Origin of the sequence: Geobacillus vulcani PSS1 (assembly GCF_000733845.1) — a bacterium.
In the GTDB taxonomy this organism is placed as follows: domain Bacteria; phylum Bacillota; class Bacilli; order Bacillales; family Anoxybacillaceae; genus Geobacillus; species Geobacillus vulcani.
In genome coordinates, this window is record NZ_JPOI01000001.1 from 2973988 (window position 1) to 2991965 (window position 17978).

Genomic DNA, 17978 nt, shown 5'->3' on the forward strand with positions numbered 1-17978 from the left:
AAGCATCCCTGCTCAATAACAACCTTTCTCGCGCTTTACGAAAAATGCCCACTCATGTTCCATTTCTCCGCCAATTCTTTCGCCAGCTCGAGGAAAACGTCGAGCGCCTCTGGATTGGCCATCGAGCCCGGGTTGACCGCTTTTTCAAGCGGGAAGCCTAAGAGCAGCTTGCGGACCGGAATTTCCATCTTCTTTCCATTTAGCGTTTTTGGAATTTGCTTCACTTCGTAAATTTCGTCTGGAACAAAGCGCGGCGAGACGTGTTGCCGAATCGACTGGCGGATGCGGTCTTTCAGCTCATCATCGAGCGCCACGCCTGGCTTCAGGACGACAAACAGCGGCATAAACGACTGCTTGCCCATCATTTCTAAATCGACTACCAAGCTTTCGAGCACCCCGTCGACCGCTTCGACGGCGCGATAAATTTCGCTCGTGCCCATGCGGACGCCGGCGCGGTTGATCGTTGAGTCGGAGCGGCCGTAAATGACGCAGCCGCCTTGTTCATCAATCTTAATCCAATCGCCGTGCTTCCAGACGCCTGGATACGTGTCAAAATAGCTGTTCCGGTACCGCTCGCCGTCCGGGTCGTTCCAGAAAAAGAGCGGCATCGACGGCATTGGTTTTGTAATCACAAGTTCACCGACTTCATTCACAAGCGGCTGGCCGTTTTCGTCAAACGCCTGCACATCGGCGCCCAACGCGCGGCACGAGAGGACGCCGGCACGCACCGGCAAAATCGGCGAACCGACGACAAACGCGGTGCACACATCTGTTCCGCCGCTGCATGATGCCAGGCAAATGTCATCCTTGACGTTTTCATACACCCAGGCGAACCCTTCGACCGTCAGCGGCGAGCCGGTCGAAAGCACAGCCTCAAGCTTCGATAAGTCATAGTGCTCTTTCGGTTTGAGGCCGAGCTTCATGCAGACGTTAATAAACGCCGCGCTTGTGCCGAAATGGGTGATGCCTGCCTTCTCGGCGAGCTCCCATAAAACGTTGCCGTCCGGATACGTCGGGCTGCCGTCATAGAGCACAATGGTCGATCCGGCCAGCAGGCCGCCGACGAGAAAGTTCCACATCATCCATCCGGTCGTCGTAAACCAGAAAAACGTACTGTCTTTCGTCAAGTTCTCGGAAATGGTCAACGCTTTCAAATGTTCAAGCAAAATGCCGCCATGCCCTTGAACGATCGGCTTCGGCAAACCCGTCGTTCCCGAAGAGTACAAAATCCAAAGCGGATGGTCAAATGGAACGTCTTCAAAGGCGAGCTCTCCCTTATCCGCCACGATATCATCCCACAGCACGACACCCTCATCCAGGGCCTCCATCTGCCCGCGCCAATACGGAAGCAGCACCGTCTTTTTCAATGACGGCAGCTTGGCGCGCAGTTCGGACACGACTGGCATTTTGTCAAACTCTTTGCCGTTGTATTGGCAGCCGTCGACGGCAAACAAGACCGTCGGCTCGATTTGCGCAAACCGGTCGATGACGCTGCCGGCGCCAAAGTCCGGCGAGCAGCTTGACCAAATGGCGCCGATCGACGCGCACGCCAAAAACGCCATCACCGTCTCGGGGATATTCGGCATATAAGCAACCACGCGATCGCCGCGCTTTACCCCCATCGCTCGCAATGCTTTGGCGATCGCCGCCGTTGTTTCGCTCAGCTCCTGCCATGACACTTCCCGGTACGGCACTCGCTCCGAGCGGAAAATGATGGCCGGACGGTCGGCGCGCGCATGCCGGAACATATGCTTCGCATAGTTGAGCGTCGCGCCCGGAAACCACTCCGCCCCTGGCATCTTCCGCTCCCGCAGCACGCATTCATATGGCGTCGCCGCTTGCACACCGCCATACTCCCAAATCGTTTCCCAAAATTCTTCAAGATGCTCAACTGACCATGTCCATAGCTCGCGATACGAGTTAAATGACAACCCCTTTTTCTCTTTCAGCCAGTCCATATACCGTCGAATGTTCGATTGCCGAATTTGCTCCTCGGTCGGCTGCCAAAGAATCGTCCCTTCCGTAATCGCTTTCATTTCATCGTGCGTCACGAGACGCCGTCACCGCCTTTCTGCCGATAGTTTGTTCAGACTATTCATATGATAACACGATTTCCTACTGTTTTGAATAGTTGCCAGTTCGACAACTCTGTCAGAAAAAAATGAAACAAATTGATTGACAACAGCAAGGCAACTGGAATATGATAAACACAAAAGTTGGTCTAAGCAAAAAAAATGTCTTTTATAAAAAATATTAAACGGAGGGAAACTTTTATGGCGCAAGGAAAACGTTGCCGCCTCTCCGATATGAAACCGGGCGATCAATTTCTCATCGAAAAGGTTGATGTTCCTGATCCTATGTTAAAAAGGCGGTTGCTTGATTTGGGATTTGTACCCGGCGGGGAAGTAGAAGTCGGGCAAAGAAGCCCTCTTGGCGACCCGACCGCCTATCGCATTTGTGGAACGACGATCGCATTAAGGAAAGAAGAAAGTGACTATATTTACGGGGAGAAGATCCACCATGACTGATATGACGTATACGATTGCCTTAATGGGAAATCCGAACACCGGCAAAAGCACGTTGTTCAATGTCTTAACGGGCCTGCGCCAACATACCGGCAACTGGCCTGGGAAAACGGTCACTCATGCGGAAGGAGAATGCCGCCACCGCGGCACATTGTACCGAATCGTCGACTTGCCGGGAACGTATTCCCTCTATTCCAACTCAGCCGATGAAGAGGTGGCGCGCGATTTTCTCCTGTTTCAACGTCCTGACGTCACAGTCGTTGTGGTCGATGCTACGGCATTAGAGCGCAACCTAAATCTGGCGCTTCAAGTATTGGAAATGACCAACCGCGTCATTGTCGCCATCAATTTGATGGATGAAGCGAAAAAGAAAGGCATTCATATCAATACAAAAAAATTAGCCGCCAAACTCGGCGTGCCGGTCGTGCCGATCTCGGCCCGCAACCGGGAAGGAATCGATGCACTTCTTGATACGGTGGATGCCATGGCGCATGGCCGTATCAACACCAACCCACTTTCCATCCGGTACAGTCCGGAAATCGAACGAGGCATTGCCAAGCTTCTTCCATTCGTTAAAGAAGTGATGGGAGACACGTATCCTGCTCGCTGGATCGCTCTTCGTCTCCTTGACGGCGATACATCGCTGCTTCAAGCACTGAAACAGCCGCCGCAACCATTGATCAAGGAGGGGAACGCGTATGCCTGCTGTGGATCCATCAAATCGATTTGACCGCTTAATGGCAGAAGCGAAATCATTGGCGCCGGACAATGTGCGCGAGCAAATCGTTACCGCCATCTTTCAAACATCAACAGCGCTTTGTCGAGAATGTGTCACTCATACAAACAGCGTGAAACGGGATCGAACGGAACAAATTGACCGGATCGTCACGTCGAAGCGGTGGGGATTTCCGATTATGCTGGTGCTGCTCGCCGCTGTCCTGTACGTGACCATTGCCGGCGCCAACGTATTTTCCGATTCGCTCGCCCGCTTGTTCGGGACGATCGAAACGTATCTCACCATGGCCTTTCAAGCGATTCACGCCCCCGACTGGCTGCACGGCCTTATTGTACTTGGCCTATACCGCGGCACGGCTTGGGTCGTCAGCGTGATGCTGCCGCCGATGGCAATTTTCTTTCCCGTATTCGCTTTGCTCGAAAACTACGGCTACTTGCCCCGTGTCGCCTTCAACATGGATCGCTTGTTTAAAAAAGCGGGGGCGCACGGCAAACAATCGCTGACAATGGCCATGGGCTTCGGCTGCAACGCGGCGGCCATCATGTCGACGCGCATTATCGAATCGCCGCGCGAACGGATGCTGGCCATTTTGACCAACAACTTCGTCCCCTGCAATGGACGTTGGCCGACGCTGATCCTGCTTTCTTCCTTATTCATGGCGGCTGGCTATACAGGTGGATGGAACACGTTCGTTACCGCGGGCGTGGTCGTCGCCATGGTGTTGTTTGGCATCGTCGTTACGTTGACCGTTTCATGGGTCTTATCTAAGACGGCCTTGCGAGGGATTCCGACCCATTACACGTTGGAGCTGCCGCCGTACCGACGCCCGAAAATCATGGAGACGATCATCCGGGCCACCCTCGACAAATCACTCTATGTGCTGAAACGGGCGGTAACGGTTGCGGCGCCGGCCGGCATTCTGACATGGGTGCTCGGCAACGTTCACGTGGGAGATACGACCGTGCTGGCGTATTTAGCCGACTGGCTTGACCCATTTGCCAAAGCATTGGGATTGGATGGCTACATTTTGATGGCGTTCATTTTAGGCTTGCCAGCCAATGAAATTGTCGTGCCGATTTTGCTGATGGGCTATTTATCCGCGGGGGCGCTCACTGAAGTCGATGGCCTGCATTCTCTAAAACAAATTTTGCTCGACCACGGCTGGACGTGGCTCACCGCCTTCAATATGATGCTGTTTTCCCTGCTTCACTACCCATGCGGCACGACGCTCGTCAACATTTACAAAGAAACGAAAAGCGCGAAATGGACGTTCGTCGCCTTTGCCTTGCCGACAGCGATTGCCATTATGGTCACCTTTGCGACCGCACAGCTGGCAAGATGGCTCGGGCTCGTTTAACACTCGAGGCTGTCTCAACAGGTCGGTTTAACGACCTTTTGAGACAGCCTCTTTTATCCACTATATATACACAACAACTTCTTGTTCCGTTCTATATGTTGTGTCTGTATTGAAGACAGACGACCTTTTGGATCATCCCCCTCTTTCGCCGCTATATATACGCACCGGCTTCTTATGTCACGCGATCCGTTGTGCCCATCTTGAGGACGGACGGACCTTGTAGGTCAGCCCCCCGTTTATTTGCCGAAATCAACTTCCATCTATACTTCTTTTACGTTCTCTACATGAGAGGCATCCCCCTCTACAATTACGCGAAACCCCTCCTCACCCGCCTCAACGACCGTCACGCTCGTGCCATACATATACGGCGGCGCCCAAAGCTGGTCAAGCGGCGCACCTTTAAATGCTGCCATCAGCGTTTTCAGCACGACGCCGTGGGTGACGATCAAGACGGTCTCCCCCTCGTGCCGTTCGATGATGCGCCGCACCGCTTCAAGCGCCCGCTGTTGCACATCGAAAAACCGCTCGCCGCGCTGTGGCGCGTACAGATGCGGTGCGTTCCAAAAATGGTCGAACGCAACCGGATCCATTTGCCGGATTTCATCATGCGTCTTTCCTTCCCAATCGCCAAGATGAATCTCGCACAGCTGCTCGTCTTGATAAATCGGAATAAGCCGCGCGCCGCGAACCAGCTCGGCCGTTTCGCACGCTCGGCCGCTTGTGCTTGTGTAAATGGCGGCCAACTCGACCGCTTCGAGCCGCTTTCCAAGCCGCATGGCGTCTTGCCGCCCTTTTTCCGTGAGCGGCGAGTCTTGCCTTCCTTGCATCCGCTTTTCGACATTCCACTTCGTTTCCCCATGTCTTGTCAAATACAAGGTTGTCATCATGTTTCCCCTCGTTTCTCTCTTCTCTATCAACCTAATAGCCGATTCCAGCAAACGAAACGCGGCATGTGCGTTCCTGCCATCCTTGATCTCCGCTTGAATGCCGTTGGACAACACAATCATCGGATTTGGAGCTTCTCACCAAATCAACGGCTCTGTTCATCTTTTCCGGTTCTTTTTCACGAGTTTCGTTAGTTCAATTCCTTCCGGCGTTTCGATGCGCTCGATGGCACGAAACCCATGGCGTTCGTAAAAGCGAATGGCCGGCACGTTGCCGCTTCCGGTCGTCACGACGATCTCGCTTATCGACGGCTCTTGCTTGATCACAAAGTCGAGCAACGCGCTGGCGATCCCTTGACGGAAATAATCCGGGTCAACCATCAGCCGACAAAGGTGAAGCGTCTTCCCATTCCGCTCGCAAGCGATCGCCCCAACGAGCCGTTCACCTTGAAAATAGCCGAAAAAGCGCTCGCCGCATCGTTGCAGAGAAGCGATCGTATCGTGAAGCGGCGGGAGCGCCGTGCTGCCGATGATCTGCGCCTCGATCGTATACGCACGCCGCTGCAGGTGCAGCACCATAACAGCCGTCTCGTAGTCTGCTATGTGAAGTTCAGCAATCATGTTCCTCTCCCTTTCGATGGCTAAAAAGCGGCCGAGCGCGGCCGCTTATCCATTATTTATTCATGAATGACTTCCTCCATCGCTTCTTGCAGCGAATGAAAGCCTTTTTTCTCTCGGCCGTCTTTTCGGACGGTCCATTCCTGCTTCTCGAGCGCCAGTTCACCGCGTTCGTTTTTTACAAACGGCAGATGAATGGTGATCATCTCATCGTCTTTGTTGATCGTATAGCCGATGTAGTAGCGACCACCTTCACCATGCTCTTCAAAAATGCCAACTTGGTCGAGTCCGTAGGCTTCCATCATCGGCTCGAGGGTGTCGATGAACTCCTCGATCATGACGCTTCGCGGCGCAAATTCCATGGTTTTTCCTCCTCTTGCCTAGTCATCAAGTGTAGTTTGCGGCAAGCGGAGGAAACTCATGAGTGGAAATGACCGACTTATGACGGAGGCCCATTGCAGGCCGTGCGGTTGTATTCCTCGAGCCATTGCTGCAGCTTCTCCGCTTCGAGCGAACGGCTGAAGTAAAACCCTTGCGCATAGTCGCAATGCATTTGCGAAAGAAGCATAACTTGCGACTCGGTTTCGACCCCTTCGGCCAATACTTCAATATCCAAGCTTTTGGCTAAATGAATGATCGTATCCACGATCGTGGCATCTTTCGAGTTTTCTGCGATGCCTTGAATAAAACTGCGATCGATTTTCAATAGCGACACCGGCAAATTGCGGATGTACGCAAGCGAGGAAAAGCCGGTGCCGAAATCGTCGATCGCCGCCTGCACACCGAGCCGCCGCAGCTCAGTTAAAATGTGCCGCCCTGTTTCGATGTTTTCCATCAGTCCGCTTTCGGTCACTTCTAAAATCAGTTGGGCGGGTTCTAAGCCCGTCTGCCGTAAAATGCGCTTGACATGTTCGACGAGTTCTGGACGATTGAGCAAAAACGGCGACAAATTGACAGCCAGCTTCAATCCCGGAAATCGGTTCTGCCACTCTTTGACTTGCCGACATGCTTCTTCGAGCACCCATAAGGTGATTTCGAAAATAAAGCCGCTCTCTTCAGCCAACGGGATAAAATCAAGCGGCGGAATCTCACCGAGCATCGGATGACGCCAGCGCAACAGCGCCTCAATCCCCATCGCCTTCCCTTTTGAAAGCTGCACCTTCGGCTGATAGCATAAATACAACTGCCCCCGCATAATGGCAAACGGCAAATCTTGCCTGATCACCGCATGCCGATGTTCAGTCGGCCGGTAAAACGCATAACCGTTCCGCCCCCGCTCTTTCACTTCGTACAGGGCTTGATCGGCATATTTCATCACTTGTTCGATCCGGTCGCTGTCTTTCGGGAAAAAAGCGATGCCGATCGACAATGTTGACTGGATGAGCTGTTTTTCGTAATAAAACGGCTCATGAAACGAACTGACAAGCCGCTCGGCCAAATCGGTCATCTCTATCTTCGTGATGTTCGGCAGCAGCAGGACGAACTCATCCCCACCGATGCGAGCGAAAAAGTCACCCGGCCGAAGCGCATGCTGAACGCGCTTGACCGCCTCGCGCAAAAAGTAATCGCCGGCTTGATGGGAAAAATGGTCGTTGATCCATTTGAATTTGTCAAAATCCAAATAACAAAGGGCAAACGGCGTCTGACTGGCGATCAGCTCATGAATGTGCCGCTCGAAATAGCTGCGGTTGGCGATGCCCGTGAGCGAATCGAAGTAGGCAAGCTGACGGAGCTTCTCTTCGTACCGTTTCCGCTCGCTGATGTTTTTCACGGTCACGATGACGCAGTCAAGCATCCCCGTTTCGTTGACAATCGCCTTCCCTTGCGCCTCCATCCAGACCCATTCCCCATGCTCGCCTTGTTTGCGGAATTCAGCGGTTTGCGCCTTGTATGTATCGTAAAGCTCGGCCAATTTTTGTGCCACGACCGGGGCGTCATCAGGGTGGACAAACGTCAGCACCTCTTCGTATGACACTGGAAGACGCTCGTTTGTTTTCCGCTTCCATGACGGCGGAATGTATGACAATTCACGATTCGGAGAAAAAATCAACACGTAATCATTTGAATGCTCAACAATCAACTGCAGACGCCGTTCCGCTTCGGCGAGCCGCTCTTGCAGGCCGCTCTCCTCTGCTTGGCGGCGAAGGACGCATAAGACGGCGGCCGTCTGTCCGTTTTTACCGATGATCGGCGACACGCCCGCGATCAATAAACCGTCGAGCAACTCCAAGCGGGACGCAACTGGCCTCTGTTTCATGCGCGCAGCCAACATCCGGCCTTCCACCAACAGCGCTCTCTGTTCCTTTTCGCTCAGCGCCAAATCGGCAAAAGCCGGATTATGATAAATCATCACGCCTTGCAAATTTAAGATGGCCACTGCTTCTGTGAAGTGATGGAAAAAGGCTGTATACTGATCCATGCAATTGCTACCTCGCCATTTTACCAAAATAAGCGATGTCCACACTTCCATTTTCACGAAAATCCCGGCAAAAATCAACAAATTTCGCAACTCTTTTGTCCAAAATAAAACAACCCGCCCTCGGCTCGCCGGTCACCCGGTTTGCCGCTGGCGGGCGCGAATGGGGCACGTTTGACAGCACGTCCCCCCTTTGGTGTGTACATATAGGCAGCACGTCGTCCGCTGCATGCCGCTTGCCCCTTTAAAAAAGCGGCGAAGTGGGTTGTCTTTTTGTCCAAACAACCGGCCGTCTGCTTCATGAATAAGGAAGCGGAAATCATCGCGCAGCCGGTCGGCGGTCGAGGCAAGCGACTCATCCTCAAGCCACCGTTCATATACCCAATACACATAAATCGCAATGTTTTCCCATAAGATAAGCGGCGACACGCGCGTCAGACGCCGAAGCTCAGCGACAAGCGGGGCGAACAAACCGGCAAATACGTCGCGCACGACTTGCTCACGCCAGCAGCTGCGCTCAATGCCGCACGCCTCGGCTTCCGGCGGCTCAAGACGAAAGCGCGGCATCCACATCTCCCCTTCGCCGTCCGTGTCAAGCCAAATTCGCCCAGGATCGAGCACAAGCCGCTTGTTCCATACCGACATGGCGTATAGCGCCATCGGTGCCAAAAAGCTTACTCGTTTGACGAACATCGACGCCGCGACGGCATCGTTCGCCGCTCCCATTTCAGCGCGCACATGCGCAACATAACTCGCAAGCTGTTCGTCGTCCTCAAGCAACCGGGAAAACAACATCGATGACGAGGCATCGGTCTTCTTGCTTGAAAAACGATACGTTTCCAACGCTTTCATTTCGTCTTCGCACAGTCTCATCATGATACGCCTTCTTTCTGTAAAATGCGCCGCCCTTTTCCGTACGGAATGCAAAGAGGGGTGCCAAAGAGCGGATCGTACGTAATTTGGCAATCCATCTGAAACACATCTTTCACGAGTTGGCGAGAAATGACGTCTTCCGGCTTCCCTTCAGCATACACCGTTTTATCGCGAATGGCGACGAGATGGTGGGCGTAGCGGCACGCCAAATTCAAATCGTGAAGCACCATGACGATCGTCCGTTGTTCCTTTTCATTCAGCTCAAACAATAAATCTAAAATGTCGATTTGATGCGCGAGATCCAAATACGTCGTCGGCTCATCAAGCAAAATGATGTCTGTTTCTTGCGCTAATGTCATGGCGATCCATGCGCGTTGGCGCTGTCCGCCGGAAAGCGAATCGACCGGCCGCTCGGCCAGCTCTGTAAGCCGGGTTGCCGCCAAAGCGCGCTCGACCGCCCGCTCATCTTCGTCACTCCATTGCTTGAACCACGTTTGATACGGGTAGCGCCCTTGCTTCACGAGTTGCAACACGGTCAGTCCTTCCGGAGCCATAGGCGATTGCGGCAAAATGGCGAGCCGGCGGGCGATTTCTTTTGTCGGCTGTTTGGCAATCTCTTTTCCATCAAGCAAAACAGCCCCGCCTGTCGGCTTTAGCAACCGCGCCAAGGCGCGCAGCAACGTCGACTTGCCGCAGCCGTTCGCGCCGATGAACACCGTGATTTTTCCTTTTGGAATCGTCAAATGCAACCGGTCAATAATGAGCGCCTCGCCATAGGATAGCGTCAACTCTTTCGCCTGCAACGCATGCATGCGCATCCCTCCTTATGATTTCCGACTTCGATACAATAAATAAATAAAATACGGCGCTCCAAGCGCGGCGGTAAACACCCCGGCCGGAATTTCCGCCGGCGCAAGCAGCAACCGCCCAGCCAAATCCGCCCCCATGACGAACACACCGCCTAACAGTGCAGCGGTCGGAAGAAGAGCGCCAAACGCCGAACCGACAAGGCGGCGCGCCATATGCGGCGCCATCAGCCCGACAAAGCCGATGCCGCCGGCGAAAGCGACCGCGCCGCCGGTGAGCGCGGTGCTAAGCAAAACAAGGCCCAGCCGTTGCCGTTCGACCGCGCCGCCAAGCCCCATCGCCAGCTCATCGCCCAGCTCCTGCACATTGACATGCCGCGCGGCCAATATCGCCACAAGGAGCAGTCCGATGACCCATGGCGCCATGAGCAAAACGTGCTGCCAAGAAGCACCATACACACTGCCCGTAATCCACACGTTTGCCTGGCTCGCCCGATAGATGGGTCCTGTGATCATCAACAGTGTCGTCAACGCCTGCATGAGCGCAGAAACGCCGATGCCGACAAGCACGAGCCGAAGCGGAGCGAGGCCGTTTTTCCACGCCAGCATATACACGAGCCAAGCGGCGGCCGAAGCGCCGAGAAAAGCAGCGAGCGGCAGCCAGTGGATGCTGACAATGAGAGAGTGATTTTCATCGCTAAACAGCGCCAAAAAGCCAACGACCGCGGCCGCCGCTCCGCCGGTGATGCCGAGCACATCCGGCGAAGCGAGCGGGTTGCGCACCATCCCTTGCAAAATGGCACCCGCGGCAGCCAGCGCCATTCCGGCCAACCAAGCGACAAGCACACGCGGCAGACGGAACGTCACAATCACCGTCTGATGAATTTCCTCTCCGTATCCGAACAGCGCGGCAGCAGCCTCAAGCGGGGACATGCGTATTTCGCCGCTGCCAATGCTGATAAGGAAAAGGAAGATGGCCGCTGCTATGAGCGCGGCGAGCACCACAACAGCTTTTTTGTCATAGAAAAACGAGATGTGTTTTCCCACTCGGACCGTGACGTATTTTTTCATTTGACAGTGATCCCCCTGCGGGCAATGTAGACGAAAAACGGAACGCCGATCAACGCAGTGACGATGCCGACCGGCACTTCGCGCGGCATGAGCACGTAGCGCGCCCCGATGTCGGCGGCCAGAAGCAAAATTCCGCCGAGCAAGGCGCAATACGGAAGCAGCCAGCGGTGGTCGACACCGGCAAGCGCCCGCGCCATGTGCGGCACCATGATGCCGATAAAGCCGATCGGACCGGCGACGGCCACCGACCCGCCGGCGAGCAGGACAACCAAGAGAGCGGCGGCCGCTTTAATGAAGGTTGTCCGCTGCCCGAGCCCTTTCGCTACATCGTCTCCCATCATTAAGATGTTGACATGGCGCGCCAGCAGCATGGACCCAAGCCAGGCGGCAGCCAAATACGGAAAGACGGCAGCCAACAGCTCGAGCTTCCGGCCGGCGACCGACCCGGCCAGCCAAAAGAGCACTTCTTCAAGCGCTTTTTCATTCATCGCCAGCATCCCTTGCGTCAGCGAGGCAAATAAAGCCGCGACCGCCGTGCCGGCGAGCGTCATCTTCAGCGGCGTCAGCCCGTCCTTCCCCGCGGCGCTGATCACAAACACGATCAACGCCGCCATCGCCGCCCCCATAAATGCGACCCAAGATAACAGTTGCAATGAAGAAATGGAAAAAAAGGTGACCATCACAACAATGAAAAAACCGGCTCCGGCATTAATACCGAAAATGCCTGGCGAAGCGAGCGGGTTTCGCGTCAGCGCTTGCATGAGCGCTCCGGCCATCGCCAAGCTAGCGCCAACTGCAGCCGCAATCAACGCTCGCGGCAGCCGAACCGTCGCCACGACTAAATGGGCATTCGATCCATCATTGTCGATGAGAGCCGCCACCGCCTGCCGCCAACTCGTATCGGTATACCCGCAAACGATGCTCATCCACATGGCGACAAGCAGTACAATCAACAATCCGATGAGGCCAACCATTTTTTCACGTTTTGTCGCCAGCATCTCTGAGATCTCCCCTGCTTTATCCTCTTTTGTGTCTCTCTATCGTCAAGTCTATTTGATAATGACTCTCATCGTCAATGTTTTTTCGCGTTTTCTTATGATTTTTTTATCATTTTTTCATTTTATAGTTGACAATGATTCTCACTTTTATTACTATATAACACGGAAATGAAATTCATTATCAAATACAAAGGGGGATTGGCTAGTGAAATCACGACATCTCACCCTTCTTTCCACCTTCATCCTTTCCCTCCTGCTTCTTGCCGGCTGCGGCGGAAAACAGGAAGAAACGGCCAAACCGAAGGACAGCAATCAATCGAAAGAAGCAAGCTACACAGTCGAACACGCCATGGACACGACCGAAATCAAAGGCACGCCCAAACGGGTCGTTGTATTGACAAACGAAGGAACAGAAGCGTTGCTGGCGCTAGGCATAAAGCCGGTCGGCGCCGTCAAATCGTGGACGGGCGATCCGTGGTACGACCATATTAAAGACAAAATGGACGGCGTCAAAGAGCTCGGTCTGGAATCGGAGCCAAACGTTGAAGCGATCGCCGCCTTGAAACCAGATTTGATTATCGGCAACAAACTGCGTCATGAAAAAATTTATGAACAGTTGAAACAAATCGCTCCAACCGTTTTCTCTGAAACGCTGCGCGGCAACTGGAAAGACAACTTTATGCTCTATGCGAAAGCCGTGAACCAAGAGGAAAAAGGAAAACAAGTCATTGCAGAATATGACAAACGCATTGAAGACTTAAAAGCAAAACTCGGCGACAAGCTGAAGATGAAAGTATCGATCGTCCGCTTTATGGCCGGCGATGTGCGCATTTACCATAAAGACTCGTTCTCCGGTGTCATTTTGGATCAACTTGGCTTCGCCCGCCCGGAATCGCAAAACGTCAATGACTTCGCGGAAACCGGTGTGACGAAAGAACGCATCCCGGCCATGGACGGCGACATCTTGTTCTACTTTACATATGAAACAGGCGACGGCAAAGCGAGTGAACTTGAAAAAGAATGGATCAACGACCCGCTCTTTCAAAACTTAAACGTCGCGAAACAAGGCAAGGTGTACAAAGTGAGCGACACGATTTGGAACACGGCTGGAGGCGTGCTCGCGGCCCATTTAATGTTGGATGATATTGAGAAATACTTCTTGCAAGGGCAATAATCGCCCGCTAACTAAAGGCAGAAGCGGTCAGCCGCTTCTGCCTTTTTCCTTTCCCAGCATTCCTGCCCTATGGCTCGTCTTGACGCTCACTTCATTTCCCAAGGACAAAAACAGTTGCTGCTTATCTATCGGTATGGTACATTCAAAATGCAAACCTCACACGGAAAGGAAGAAAGACGGTGAAACACCCTACCTTCATCACCGCATGTGTATTGTCATTCAGCTTTCTGCTCTCAGGCTGCACTGGTGACAACAGCCAAGAACAAAACCACTCGCATATGACGAAAACCGCCACCGGCGATATTCGTGAAACGACGAAATCGATCGAGCATTTGCCGAACTTTTTGAGCGCGTTTGAAGAAGAAATGGCCGTCTTGTACCAACAAGCGGCGGAACATCGCGAGCTGCTTGAGAACATCCCATGCTATTGCGGCTGCGGACAATCGGCCGGTCATAAGAACAATTATGACTGCTTTGTCTATGAAAATAAAAAAGACGGATCGATTGTCTGGGATGATCATGCAACCAAATGCGGCGTCTGCCTCGACATCGCCGCTGAATCGATCGCCGCTTACGATCAAGGGAAATCGATCAAAGACATTCGGCGCATGATCGACGAAAAATATCAAGAAGGCTATGCCGAACCGACTCCGACAAAACCGCTCTAATCCCAACAAAAAAAGCGCCAAGTTGGGCGCTTTTTTTCGTTGCCGCCTCCCTCTTTTTTGTTCCGCCGAGCGTTCATTGCTTGTTGGTCAAGATCGGCTGTTGAAACTTGAGTTCCCCTGCCAAAGACAATCGCCAATGGCTTCTCGGCGCGGGCAACATCAACACCGGCTGAGCGCGGCGTACAAATCATGCAATGTTTCGATGCCGCGGTGTCGGAATTCATCGAGCACGATCGCCCAGAGCTTCACCATCGCTTCCACGTCGCCATCCGCCGTATGACGGCGCGGGCAGCGGATGCCATAACAGGCTAATGCATCGTCAAACGTCGGGCATGAATGGCCGATCAGCATCATCATCGGCTGCAAGTCAAGAAAGCGTCCGCTCCATTTTTGCCGGTAATGGCGCCAAAGGGCATGACGCAAAAACACCAAATCATGGCCAATATGATAGCCGATTAAGACGCCGGCGGCAATAAACGGCACAAACGTGCGCAGCGCCTCAGCAAGCGGCGGAGCGAACACCACATCCTTCGCCTCAATGCCGGTCAAGGCGGAAATATGTTCCGGAATTGGCTTTTCCGGCTTGACGAGCGTCATGTACGCATCCGTCACGACCCCTCCGACCGTTTTCGCTGCCGCCATGGCCAAAATTTCATCGCCTTGCTCCGGGGAAAAGCCGGTCGTTTCCATATCGATGATGACAAACGGGATATCAGTCAAACGGCCATGCCAATCGATGATGTGCTGTTTTTCCTTTTGCAGCGAGCGAAGCCATGTTTCCTGTTGCCACGAATGGTCATGCCCAAATAAGGCGGATGATGCCTCGCGCGGAACGCCGAGCGACAACAAGCGGAGCGCCCGCTGCCAAAAACGGTGCCGCTCATGCATGAATGTTAGCCACCCGCCGGGCGACAAAGCGCTGCAACCGTTTGGCAGTGCGCATCGCTTGTTTCAGCTGCTTTTGTTCCGTCCGCTCAAGCGCCCGCCATAACACGTATTCACGTCCGTCCCCCGCCTCAGTGCTGTACTTCAGGCGAATCGAATAGTAAACAGAAAGCGCCTCGCAAACGGCGTCGGAAAGCGGCGCCGTCAATACACCATTCGCTTCAAGCGCCCGCCGCCGCTCGGCTGTGCCCGCCGCCGGGACGTGCGCAAAACAGGCCAACCATTTCAAAGCGTTGGTGAGCTGCACGTAACCGCTTTGTTTCATATGAACGGCCCCGCTGTACGGCCCCCATCGCTCCGTTTGCACGTTGCCCAACCAGCCGAGCGGAACCGGAGGAAACTGAACGTGCTCGCCCATGCGCGCCAACAGCAGCGGCCGTTCGGCCACCGCCGCAAACAGCGCCTTTCTTGCCGTCTCAGCCAATTCCGCTTCCCCATAAAGAGGCCGCATATCCATCGCAATCAACAAAAAACGAATGTCGTTCGGCCACCCGCTGTCCAAATAGGAAAAAAGCTGTTGCTCCCAGCCGCGGACTGACTGCGCCCACCGCTTGTTCGTCGCCATCACGTAACCGGAACAGTACGGATATCCTGCCTCATGCAGCATGTCTACCCCGATCGTCGCCATATGGCGAATGAATTCATAACAAGCCGCTTCCTCGTTCTCAGGACAGTTGAATAAAATGCCGTGATCTTGATCCGTCCAAATCGTCGGCTCACACCGGCCGATGCTTCCCATCACATACCAGCACCACGCTGAAGGACGAATGCCGACCGACCGTTTCATCGTCTCCCGCTCCGCAAGGAAGAACGCGCGGCGAAGGATGGCTTCATGGACAGAAACGATGTCATTGGCCAGCTGACTCATTTGTTCACGTACTGCACAGCGCCGCAGTTCACGCGCCAGTTCATCGTGACAAAAACGAAGTTCGGCGGCCGACTCGGCTCGGTTTAGCCGCTCGACCACCTTTGCCGCCAATAATTCCATCCCCTTTTCCCCTCCCGGCTACTGCTGGGCGAGGGTCTTGGGCTGATACGCCGGATCGAGCTGTTCCGGATAGCCATAAGAACCGTGCTCACTAATATCAAGACCAGAAATTTCTTGTTCCGCCGTGACACGCAGCCCGATCGTTTTCTTCATGGCATATAAGATGACAAATGAGACAGCCGCGACATACACCGCAGCACCGAGCACTCCGACCGTTTGCACAATCAGCTGATCAAATCCGCCCCCGTAAAGCAGTCCAGCCTTCCCGATGCCCGTGATCTCGACTAAACGCGGCGAGGCGAAAAACCCGGTGGAAATCGTGCCGATGATGCCGGCAATCCCGTGGACAGAAAACGCGTAAATCGGATCGTCAATCCCTTTGCGCTCAAAATAGATCGATGTCCAGAATGTAAACGCCCCCGCCACTGCGCCGATCACCACCGCCGCCCACGGTTCGACGAACGCGCACGCGGCGGTAATGGCAACTAAAGCCGCGAGCACACCGTTCACCATCGCCGGAATGTCCGCTTTGCCAACCAAAATTTTCGCTGTGATGATCGCGGCGACCGCCCCCGCCGCGGCAGCCAAATTCGTCGTCAGCGCAACATAGCCGAAAAATCCGTCGCCAACCGCCATCGTGCTGCCAGCGTTAAAGCCAAACCAGCCGATCCATAAAATCAAACCGCCAATGACCGTATATACTTGGTTATGCCCAGGAATGACGTTTGGCGTCTTGTCTTTATTGAACTTGCCGATGCGCGGCCCAAGCAAAATCGTCGCCACGAGCGCCGCAATCGCTCCTTGCAAGTGGACAACGGTCGAACCGGCGAAATCTTGCATTCCCATTTTTCCAAGCCAGCCGCCGCCCCACACCCAATGGCCGATCACGGGATAAATGACGATCGTAAAAATCGTTCCGAAAAGAAAATAAACAGACAGTTTCGCCCGCTCAGCAAAGCCGCCCCAAGCGATCGCCAGCGACACGCCGGCAAAGCCCAGTTGGAATAAAAATTTGAGCTCGAGCGGCACATTCGCCCATGACAACGAGTCAAACGTTCCTTTTCCTTCTTTTAAAAACCATCCTTCTGTCCCGATGAAGCTATTCCCAGCCCCAAATGTAATCGCAAAGCCGAACGCCCAAAACGCCAATGATGCGAGGGCAAAACTTAAAATTTGTTTGCCGGCCACATGCCCGGAGTTTTTCATGCGCGTGGATCCGGCCTCAAGCAAAGCAAACCCTGCCTGCATGCCAATAACGAGCACCGCCGAGAGCATGACCCAGAGGGCATCCAGCCCAAGCGTCAACGTTTTTTCATCCATTTTACGCATCCCCCTTTTTTGTCATTTATCATCCCTTTTATATGTCATAATATATAACATAAATCAACTGAAAGCAACGCCCGTTTTTGGTTGTAATCGGTTTCAAACACAAAAAGTTTGTTAAGTTTTTTAACAAAAAGAATACCCCTCATCACGAGGGGCATTCCTCACCGTGTTACGCCACACGAATGGGCTTGCCAAACGGCACGCGCGGCATATAATCGTCCGGCACAAGCCAAAACACTTCATAGTCGACTTGCAGTTCTTCATAAAAATAGCCGGTTACATCGGTGATGTAAAACAACGTATCGATTTTTTGCGCAGCGGCCCATTCCAACACTTCGGTGTACGACGATTTCCCGTGCTTGAAATATTTAATCGTCGCCACGCCAACCGGAGAGACATCGCGAATTTTAAAATCCGCTTGGACGAGCAGCGTATCCGGACGCAGTTTTTCAAACAACTTCACGATGTTTTGAATGAGCATTGGCCGCGCCGGCCGGTTTGATGTGTCGATCGCCAGCGCGATGGAATGGTCTTTCCGCTCTTTGAGCAACGCCAATAAAGCCCGCTGCCATCTCACGATGATCATCCCCCTT

At 53.6% G+C, this 17978-nt stretch carries 18 protein-coding genes; 5 read left to right on the forward strand and 13 right to left on the reverse strand.

Going from position 1 to position 17978, the window contains the following annotated elements:
• Nucleotides 1–35: 35 nt before the first annotated feature.
• Complete coding sequence (locus tag N685_RS0115980; RefSeq protein ID WP_031410009.1) at nt 36–2036, reverse strand: acetoacetate--CoA ligase; 2001 nt, start codon at nt 2034–2036, stop codon at nt 36–38.
• Nucleotides 2037–2273: 237 nt separating this feature from the next.
• Here N685_RS0115980 and N685_RS0115985 point away from each other — a divergent pair, with 237 nt between their 5' ends.
• Genes N685_RS0115985 through N685_RS0115995 form a run of 3 tightly spaced genes read left to right on the forward strand, consistent with a single transcriptional unit; the run spans nt 2274 to nt 4618 of the window.
• Nucleotides 2274–2528 carry a FeoA family protein gene (locus tag N685_RS0115985; RefSeq protein ID WP_031410011.1) on the forward strand — a complete coding sequence of 85 codons (255 nt, stop codon included), beginning with the start codon at nt 2274–2276 and terminating at the stop codon, nt 2526–2528.
• The gene (locus tag N685_RS0115990) at nt 2521–3255 is read left to right on the forward strand and encodes a FeoB small GTPase domain-containing protein (protein WP_031410013.1); all 735 of its coding nucleotides are present in this window, start codon (nt 2521–2523) and stop codon (nt 3253–3255) included. Before N685_RS0115985 ends, N685_RS0115990 begins: the two co-directional genes overlap by 8 nt.
• Entirely contained in the window at nt 3224–4618 is a 1395-nt protein-coding gene (locus N685_RS0115995; protein WP_031410015.1) for a nucleoside recognition domain-containing protein, read from the forward strand. Before N685_RS0115990 ends, N685_RS0115995 begins: the two co-directional genes overlap by 32 nt.
• A 260-nt stretch (nt 4619–4878) precedes the next feature.
• On the opposite strand, the gene N685_RS0116000 is transcribed toward N685_RS0115995, so the two are convergent.
• From N685_RS0116000 to N685_RS0116040, 8 genes are all read right to left on the reverse strand, one after another.
• Complete coding sequence (locus N685_RS0116000) at nt 4879–5505, reverse strand: histidine phosphatase family protein (RefSeq protein ID WP_031410017.1); 627 nt, start codon at nt 5503–5505, stop codon at nt 4879–4881.
• Between the two features lie 156 nt (nt 5506–5661).
• Nucleotides 5662–6123: a GNAT family N-acetyltransferase gene (locus N685_RS0116010; protein WP_031410018.1), complete on the reverse strand. Its 462-nt coding sequence runs from the start codon at nt 6121–6123 to the stop codon at nt 5662–5664.
• A gap of 56 nt (nt 6124–6179) precedes the next feature.
• Entirely contained in the window at nt 6180–6482 is a 303-nt protein-coding gene (locus tag N685_RS0116015) for a DUF5634 family protein (protein WP_031410020.1), read from the reverse strand.
• A gap of 77 nt (nt 6483–6559) precedes the next feature.
• Nucleotides 6560–8539, reverse strand: a complete 1980-nt coding sequence (locus N685_RS0116020) for a putative bifunctional diguanylate cyclase/phosphodiesterase (RefSeq protein WP_031410022.1) — start codon at nt 8537–8539, stop codon at nt 6560–6562.
• A 132-nt stretch (nt 8540–8671) separates the two neighbouring features.
• Complete coding sequence (locus N685_RS0116025; protein ID WP_031410024.1) at nt 8672–9409, reverse strand: IucA/IucC family C-terminal-domain containing protein; 738 nt, start codon at nt 9407–9409, stop codon at nt 8672–8674.
• A complete protein-coding gene (locus N685_RS0116030) occupies nt 9409–10221 on the reverse strand; it encodes an ABC transporter ATP-binding protein (protein ID WP_031410026.1) in 813 nt (270 codons plus the stop codon). The genes N685_RS0116025 and N685_RS0116030 overlap by 1 nt, the downstream gene beginning before the upstream one ends.
• A gap of 12 nt (nt 10222–10233) precedes the next feature.
• On the reverse strand, nt 10234–11286 hold the full coding sequence (locus N685_RS0116035; protein ID WP_031410028.1) for a FecCD family ABC transporter permease: 1053 nt from the start codon (nt 11284–11286) through the stop codon (nt 10234–10236).
• Entirely contained in the window at nt 11283–12284 is a 1002-nt protein-coding gene (locus N685_RS0116040) for a FecCD family ABC transporter permease (RefSeq protein ID WP_031410030.1), read from the reverse strand. The genes N685_RS0116035 and N685_RS0116040 overlap by 4 nt, the downstream gene beginning before the upstream one ends.
• Nucleotides 12285–12489: 205 nt before the next feature.
• On the opposite strand from N685_RS0116040, the gene N685_RS0116045 reads away from it, so the two are divergent.
• Nucleotides 12490–13458, forward strand: a complete 969-nt coding sequence (locus N685_RS0116045) for an ABC transporter substrate-binding protein (protein WP_031410032.1) — start codon at nt 12490–12492, stop codon at nt 13456–13458.
• A gap of 179 nt (nt 13459–13637) precedes the next feature.
• Nucleotides 13638–14126, forward strand: coding sequence for a PCYCGC motif-containing (lipo)protein (locus N685_RS0116050; RefSeq protein ID WP_031410033.1), 489 nt, complete (start codon nt 13638–13640; stop codon nt 14124–14126).
• 159 nt (nt 14127–14285) lie between these two features.
• Here the strand turns inward: N685_RS0116050 and N685_RS0116055 are convergent, their stop codons facing one another.
• The 4 genes from N685_RS0116055 to N685_RS0116070 form a co-directional block, all read right to left on the reverse strand.
• On the reverse strand, nt 14286–15014 hold the full coding sequence (locus tag N685_RS0116055) for a 3'-5' exonuclease (protein WP_031410035.1): 729 nt from the start codon (nt 15012–15014) through the stop codon (nt 14286–14288).
• On the reverse strand, nt 15007–16059 hold the full coding sequence (locus tag N685_RS0116060) for a DUF294 nucleotidyltransferase-like domain-containing protein (RefSeq protein WP_031410036.1): 1053 nt from the start codon (nt 16057–16059) through the stop codon (nt 15007–15009). The genes N685_RS0116055 and N685_RS0116060 overlap by 8 nt, the downstream gene beginning before the upstream one ends.
• An 18-nt stretch (nt 16060–16077) precedes the next feature.
• Nucleotides 16078–17379: an ammonium transporter gene (locus N685_RS0116065; protein WP_031410037.1), complete on the reverse strand. Its 1302-nt coding sequence runs from the start codon at nt 17377–17379 to the stop codon at nt 16078–16080.
• 175 nt (nt 17380–17554) lie between these two features.
• Nucleotides 17555–17962 carry a VWA-like domain-containing protein gene (locus tag N685_RS0116070; RefSeq protein ID WP_031410038.1) on the reverse strand — a complete coding sequence of 136 codons (408 nt, stop codon included), beginning with the start codon at nt 17960–17962 and terminating at the stop codon, nt 17555–17557.
• Between the last annotated feature and the right edge of the window lie 16 nt (nt 17963–17978).